Source organism: Actinomadura bangladeshensis, assembly GCF_004348335.1.
Taxonomy (GTDB): Bacteria; Actinomycetota; Actinomycetes; order Streptosporangiales; family Streptosporangiaceae; genus Spirillospora; species Spirillospora bangladeshensis.
This window is the reverse complement of the sequence record NZ_SMJW01000406.1, coordinates 1-4,517: the sequence shown is the minus strand read 5'-3', so window position 1 is coordinate 4,517 and position 4,517 is coordinate 1. Positions and strand designations below refer to the sequence as shown.

The window sequence follows — 4,517 nt, the reverse complement described above, 5'->3', positions numbered from 1 at the left end:
CTTCACGTGAAAAGTGCTTTCGGACTGGTGCGGACAGGACTCTCGACAAGCCCTATCCTCCCAGCTCGGGAGCACTTTTCTTGTCTAAACGGTCACTCTCGACCCGCCGCCCGGTGAAAGCCCGAGGCTAGTAGGGTCCCGGTGTACGGGCGAGCGGGGACCGAACCAGACGGACAGGAGCGACATGAGCGCAGAACCACTGGAGCCCCCACTGCCGTTCTCGGGCCCCGGCCGCGGGATCCCGCGGACGATCAAGAGCATCAGCGAGCGGCTGCCCGAGGACAAGCGCGCGCTGTTCATCGAGCAGGTCACGACCGCCGAGTTCGGGGCCGACCTCGACGAGGTGATGCTCGTCTGGTGGGGGCAGGCGGTGCTGGCCCAGGACCCGGGCAGGGAGAAGCGGCTCGCCGACGCGCGGGCCGGGCGCAACCTCGTGCCGCTCTCGGAGATTCAGCGCCGGCTCGAACGCCGTGACGGCGCCGGATGACCTTCCACGGTCGTGGATGGACTGTCTTCTGCACCGAGAAGGTGGTCAATGTCCTTCTGGCCGTGCCGAAGCCGGTGGAGGACATTCTCAACCGGCGGCTCTGCGACCTGGCGAAGCGAGGCGGTGAGGCGATCGACGCGGGCCTCCCGCCCCCGGGAGTCCCCCTGGACACCGTCGGTGTTCACTACTCCTCCTCGCTCAAGGAGGGCGTGAAGGGGATCGTCGAATACCTGGTGATCGCCGACATCAGGGAGTTCTACGTCACCGAACTTCTTCTAGTCGACTGATGCAAGGGCCAAGGGCTAGGGGGTCAGCGGGTTGCTGAAGGTCCAGCCCTTGGTGAGCAGGGCGTCGGTCGCCGCGACGGCGGTGGCCAGGCGGTGTTCGTGGGGGCCCGTCACGGTGATGTGCGGCAGGCCCCGTTTCTCCAGTTCCTCCTCGAAGCGGCCCGACATCCAGGCCCGGATCGACTCGCCGTCGCGCCAGCCGTCCTGTTCGAACGGGACGCCTTCCGGCGACGTCAGGATCCACAGAGCATGCGAAACGCGCTCGTGGACGGCCTCCACCTCGGGCGCCGGTGCGCCGACGTAGCGCTCATGCCAGACGGCGGTGGCGAACGCGTCGGTGTCGCAGACCACCAGCGGTGAACCCGAGCGCGCCGCCGCGTCCTCCAGGGCCGCGTGATGCTCGGCGATCTGCAGGAACTCCGGCGACTCCCAGACCAGGTCGTCAAGCCACAGCGACGGGTCGCCGGCGGCGCGGCGGGCGGCGGCCAGCTTCTCCTCGGTGAACGTCCGGCCGTACTCGGGCACCCAGCGGGTCGCGGCCCAGACGCCGCCCCGCGCCGCGTAGTGCGCGGCGAGCGCGCGGGCCAGCGTCGTCGTCCCGGTCGACTCGGCGCCGACGACCACGACCCGCCGCGCCAGGTACGCCCGGACGGGCGGCGACAGGAACTCCCAGGCCGCCGGCGGGTCGGCCCGCACGGCGGTACCGCTGACGGGGAAGCGGTCGCGCGCCGGGTCGACCGGCACATGGACGGCGGAGAAGCGTTCGGCCAGCTCCGGCCCGTACGCCTCCGAGCTGAACACCGCGTCGACCGGCGGGACGGGCACGCCGAGGCCCGACCGCATCGCGAGGCCCGCCCGGAACGCCGCGACGTGCGCGGACCAGATCTCGTCGGACTCGTAGTCGATCTCCGCGTCGTCCACCGCCGGGAAGATCTCCACGTGCGGCTGCCGGTGCGCCTCGCGCAGCCACGCCGTCCGCAGTGCGAGCGGGATGCTCTCGACGGTGGACGCCGCGACGACCACGCTGACCCGGGCGCACGCCGCCGCCGCGGTGTCGATCAGGTGGTGGTGCCCGGCGTGCGGCGGATAGAACTTGCCGATGACCAGGCCGTGCGCGTACCTCACGCGGCCGCCGGCGCGGGGGTCGCGGCGCGGGCGTGCAGGTCGCGGCGCCACGCGAGCAGGCCGAACACGCACAGCGTCAGGAAGATGACGTACAGGACGCTGGTGAGCTTGAGGTCCTTGGAGAAGTAGAGCGGGATGTAGACCAGGTCGGCGGTGATCCACAGCCACCACGACTCCAGCAGCTTGCGCGACTGCCCGTACGTCGCCATGAGCGAGATCGCGGTGGTGAGGGCGTCCCAGAACGGCACGGTGGAGTCGGTCCAGACCGACAGCGCCCAGGTCAGGAATGCGGTCCCGGCCGCGCCCGCCACGATGAGCGCCGCCCACTCGGCCGCCCGCGTCCGCCGCACCGGGAGCGCGTCCCGGCCGTTCCCGCCGTACAGCCACACCCACCACCCGTACGCCTGGAGCGCGACGTAGACGACCTGGAGGCCGGAGTCGGCGTAGAGGCCGCCGTCCAGGAACACCAGGCCGAGCAGGATCACGTTCGCGATGCCGATCGGCCAGTTCAGGATGTTCTGCCGGACGACGAGCCAGACGTTCACCGCGCCGGTCCCGAAGCCGAGCAGCTCCGCCCACGTCGTGGGCACCGACCCCAGGTGGAAGGCGGGGTCGAGCAGCGGACCCAGCGGAACATGCACCGACATGCCCGCAATGATCACATATCGTCAGAAAGACGACAAGGGTCGGGCCGGATTCAGCAGCACGAGCGGCGCCGTGGTCGGGCGCGCGGAGCCCCCGGCCGGCAGGGCCGCCGTGCGCGGGCCGATCAGCCACAGCTGGTACGCCGTGGAGGACGGCAGCGTCCGCAGCCGACGACGCGACGACCACCCGGCCCCGCGACGCGGCCGCCGCGACCGTCGCCGCGCGCGGCGCGGCCCGTCGCCGAGCGCGCGTCCGGCGCGGACAGCGCCGAGGCCACCTCCCGGTACGCGGCCTCCACCCGCTGCCGTTCGAGGATCGCGACCCCGAGCTGCTCCAGCCGCCGGCCGGAGACGGCCGCTTGACGAATGAGTGAGCACTCACTCAAACTGGAATGAGCGAGCACTCAGTCCATCGTCCCCCGACACGATCGCAGGAGGACCCGTGTATCCCGAGCTCAACGGAACGGTCGCGGTCATCACCGGCGGTTCGCGCGGCATCGGCGCCGCCACCGCCCGCGCGTTCGCCGCGGAGGGCGCGAAGGTCGCCGTCATCGGACGCGACCAGGAGGCCCTCGACGGCGTCGCCGAGGAGGTCGGCGGGGTGGGCGCGGCGGCCGACGTCACCGACCTCGCCGCGGTGGAGGCCGCCCGCCGCCGGATCGAGGGCGAACTCGGCCCGGCCGGCGTCCTGTGCGCCTTCGCGGGCGGCGGCATCGCCCGCCCCGGTCCGACCGCCGCCATGACGGAGGAGGAATGGCGCTCGGTCGTCGACGGCAACCTCACCGCGACCTTCCTCACGCTGAAGGCGTTCCTGCCCGGCATGCAGGAGCGGAAGGCCGGCTCGATCATCACGATGTCGTCGTCGGCCGGGCGCCTGCCGACGAACCTGCCCGGCGGAGGCGGCCGCGAACTGGGCAACCCGTGGGGCGCGCCGGTCGCCTACGAGGCGGCGAAGGCCGGCGTCCAGGCGCTCACCCGGCACGTGGCGGCCGAGGCCGGTGCCGACGGTGTCCGCGTCAACTGCGTGGCCCCGGGCACCATCCGCACCGAGCGGACCGCCCGGTTCATGCCCCCGGAGGTGCAGGAGGCGGTCGCCGCCGCGCACCCCATCGCCAGGCTGGGCGAGGCGGGCGACGTCGCGGCCGCCGCCCTCTTCCTCGCCTCGTCCCAGTCCGGCTGGCTGACCGGCCTCACGCTCGACATCGCGGGCGGCCGGGTCATGCTCTAGCCCGTCCCGCTACGCCACGATCAGCAGCGGGTTCTCCAGCAGGTCCGCCAGGCGGTCCAGGAACCGGGCCGCCGTGGCGCCGTCGGTGGCGCGGTGGTCGACCGACAGGGTCACCGCCATGCGCTTGCCGGGGACGACCTCCCCGTCGCGGACGACGGGCTCGTCGCGGACGGCGCCGACCGCGAGGATCGCCGCCTCCGGCGGGTTGATCACCGCGGAGAACGAGTCGACGCCGAACATGCCGAGGTTGCTCACGCTGAACGTGCCGCCGCTCATCTCGTTCAGGGAGAGCTTGCCCTCGCGGGCCTTTCCGGCGAGCTCGCGGGTCTCCGCGCCGATCTGCGAGACGCTCTTGCGGTCCGCGTCCCTGACGACGGGCACGATGAGGCCGTCCTCGACCGCCACCGCGACGCCCACGTTGATGCGCTTGTGGAAGAGCAGGTTCTCCTCGGTGTAGGAGACGTTCACCGCCGGGTGCTCGCGCAGCCCGGTCGCCACCGCCTTCACGATCAGGTCGTTCACGCTGACCTTGGCCGGGGCGAGCGCCTCGTTCAGCGTCTTGCGGAAGGCCAGCAGCGCCTCGGCGTCCACCGTGCGGTTCAGGTAGAAGTGCGGCGCGTCGCGCTTGCTCTCGGTCAGCCGCTTGGCCGCCACCTTCTGGAAGCGGTTCAGCGGGACGGCCTCGACGTCCGCGTCCTCCGCGCGCGCCTGGGCGGACGGTGCCGACGGCGCGGCGGGGGGAGCCG

The 4,517-nt window shown here is 72.3% G+C and carries 7 protein-coding genes; 3 read left to right on the top strand and 4 right to left on the bottom strand.

The window, feature by feature from the left end:
• Nucleotides 1-184: 184 nt before the first annotated feature.
• Both E1284_RS38730 and E1284_RS38725 read left to right on the top strand, forming a co-directional pair.
• On the top strand, nt 185-487 hold the full coding sequence (locus E1284_RS38730; RefSeq protein ID WP_131945111.1) for a hypothetical protein: 303 nt from the start codon (nt 185-187) through the stop codon (nt 485-487).
• Nucleotides 484-774 carry a hypothetical protein gene (locus tag E1284_RS38725; protein WP_131945110.1) on the top strand — a complete coding sequence of 97 codons (291 nt, stop codon included), beginning with the start codon at nt 484-486 and terminating at the stop codon, nt 772-774. Before E1284_RS38730 ends, E1284_RS38725 begins: the two co-directional genes overlap by 4 nt.
• Nucleotides 775-789: 15 nt before the next feature.
• On the opposite strand, the gene E1284_RS38720 is transcribed toward E1284_RS38725, so the two are convergent.
• The 3 genes from E1284_RS38720 to E1284_RS38710 form a co-directional block, all read right to left on the bottom strand.
• A complete protein-coding gene (locus E1284_RS38720; protein ID WP_131945109.1) occupies nt 790-1,899 on the bottom strand; it encodes an AAA family ATPase in 1,110 nt (369 codons plus the stop codon).
• Nucleotides 1,896-2,546 (bottom strand): nicotinamide riboside transporter PnuC, encoded by a 651-nt coding sequence (gene pnuC, locus E1284_RS38715; protein WP_131945108.1) that lies wholly within the window; start codon nt 2,544-2,546, stop codon nt 1,896-1,898. Before pnuC ends, E1284_RS38720 begins: the two co-directional genes overlap by 4 nt.
• Nucleotides 2,547-2,668: 122 nt before the next feature.
• Nucleotides 2,669-2,929 (bottom strand): hypothetical protein, encoded by a 261-nt coding sequence (locus E1284_RS38710; RefSeq protein ID WP_131945107.1) that lies wholly within the window; start codon nt 2,927-2,929, stop codon nt 2,669-2,671.
• A 56-nt stretch (nt 2,930-2,985) separates the two neighbouring features.
• Here E1284_RS38710 and E1284_RS38705 point away from each other — a divergent pair, with 56 nt between their 5' ends.
• Nucleotides 2,986-3,771, top strand: coding sequence for an SDR family NAD(P)-dependent oxidoreductase (locus E1284_RS38705; RefSeq protein WP_243715006.1), 786 nt, complete (start codon nt 2,986-2,988; stop codon nt 3,769-3,771).
• Nucleotides 3,772-3,780: 9 nt separating this feature from the next.
• On the opposite strand, the gene E1284_RS38700 is transcribed toward E1284_RS38705, so the two are convergent.
• A partial coding sequence (locus E1284_RS38700) for a dihydrolipoamide acetyltransferase family protein (RefSeq protein WP_131945106.1) occupies nt 3,781-4,517 on the bottom strand: 737 nt, incomplete at its 5' end.